Below are 2,050 nucleotides of genomic sequence, written 5' to 3' on the forward strand. Positions count from 1 at the left end.
CGAGATCCGGGGCGAGACCGTGTTCTGGAAAATCGATCTCTATGAGGCAGATTCGGATTTCCGCTACGGGGCTGAGACCCCGGACAATCCCGCCACCACCATGCGCGTGCTGACCATCATGCTGGCGCGCGACTGGTAGGGCAGGGGACTCCTCCCCCCTGACATCTGAGACGATGAAGGCCCACTGACCCCTCAAAGGGAGAGTGGGCCGTTTGTCGTCGTGATCCCCGAAGCCGGGGATTGGTCACGCGCAAGCGCGCGGGCCGTATCTCACCCACCGAGAAGGATATCCCATGACCACAAGCTTTGCGCCCATTACCGTCGCCATCGGCGATCTGGTCCCGCATCCTGCCAATGTGCGCAGCAACGCGCCGGAAACCTATGATCCTGAGAACATCGCGCATCTGAAGGCCAGCATCGCTGTGCTGGGCCTCCTGCAGCCGCTCCTGGTCCAGAAGCTCGACGGCAAATACTCTGTCCTCGCCGGTGGCCGTCGGCATGCCGCGCTGAAGGAGCTGGTCGCAGACAAGGCCGCCAAGGGGTTCACGGCGAAGACCAAGGTGGACTGCCGCCTCGTGCCGGAGGAGTGCGACGTCACCACGGCGCTGTCGCTCGCCGAGAACGTCACCCAGGCGCCGATGAACGCCATTGACGAGTTCGAGGCTTTCGCGCGGATGATGGAGGTCGACGGCCAGACGCCCGAGACCATCGCAAAGACCTTCGGCACCACGGTGGCCGCCGTGAAAGGCCGGTTGCGCTATGGCCTTATCCACCCCGACATCCGCGCCGCGGCCCGGGGCAAGGTGATCACGCTCGACACGATGAAGGCCTTCGCCGAGCATCCGAGCCAAGAGGCGCAGCGCGAGGTCTTCGAGGCGCTCACGAAGGACGGCGGCTATCTGCAAGCCTACACGGTCCGTCAGGCGCTCAAATCCCGCGGTGTGCAGGTCAGCGATGATATCGGGGCTTTCGTGCGCGCGGACTACGAGGCCCGCGGCGGCGCCGTCGCGGCTGACCTTCTGGAAGAGCATTCCGTGCTGGAGGATGCGGCGCTGGTCGAAACCATCCTGCTCGAGAAGCTCGGTGCCGCCTCCGAAGAGGCCCGTATGAAGCTAGGCTTTGCTTGGGCCGATGCGATGGTGCGCTATGATTACGCGACCATGGCCGACTATGGCCGCGTCTATCCCGGCCCGATCGAGCCCGACGAGACCGCCCAGAAGCGCGTGGATGAGATCACCGCCGAGCTCGAGAAATTGCAGCTCGAGATGGAGGATGAGGATCTCGAGGACGGTGCCTACAACGCCCTTTACGACCGTGTGGACGCTCTGGAAGAGGAAGCCCGCGATCTGCAGGAGGCCTACAGCGCAGAGGATCTCGCCCGTGCAGGCGTGATCGCGTCGTGGCAGGGCGGTCAGGTGACGCTCCATGTGGGCCTCGTGCGCCCCGAGGACACCGTCAAAGAGGAGGGCGCGCGCGGCTCCTCGGCCAACCCGACCGGGGAGGAGGCCCCGGACCCGGGCGAAATCACTTATCCAGCCTCACTGGCCGAGGATCTCAAGACCGAGCGGGCCATGGCCCTTGGCGCCGCGATGGCGCTGCATCCGGAAGCCACACTCGATCTGACGCTCTTCAAGCTGGTCAGTGACGTTCTGGCCAGCGGCATGAGTGTCACGCAGGCGATCAAGATCGATGCCCGCAAGGAATACCGCAGCCATGCCAAGATGGACGAGATCGACGAGACCTCGCTTGAGCAGGTGGCGGCGGCGCATGATGCGCTTGATCTGTCCTGGCTCGATGACAGCCGCGCGCCCGCCGATCAGTTTGCGGCGTTTCGCGCGCTCGATGCAGGGGAGAAGGCCAAGCTCGTGGCCTATGCGACCGCCAGCACGACGCAGTCCTGCTTCGCACGGGACCGTCAGCGCGACAGCCTGATGCATGACTTCGAGATCGAGATCATGCCCGACATCCGGGCGCATTGGACGCCGAATGCGGCGCTCTTCAACCGCTTCAAGAAGGCCTGGCTCCTGAAGATCCTCGGCGAGGATCTGGG

General features: G+C 64.6%; 2 protein-coding genes. Both read left to right on the forward strand.

From position 1 onward, the window contains the following. Positions 1 to 139 (forward strand): DUF3768 domain-containing protein (locus tag RBB32_RS21230; RefSeq protein ID WP_306155753.1); only part of this gene is annotated, 139 nt, incomplete at its 5' end. 154 nt (positions 140 to 293) lie between these two features. Then, the coding region (locus RBB32_RS21235) for a ParB/RepB/Spo0J family partition protein (protein WP_306155752.1) at positions 294 to 2,050 on the forward strand (1,757 nt) is incomplete at its 3' end.

Source organism: Roseovarius sp. MMSF_3281 (genome assembly GCF_030733685.1).
GTDB lineage: Bacteria > Pseudomonadota > Alphaproteobacteria > Rhodobacterales > Rhodobacteraceae > Roseovarius.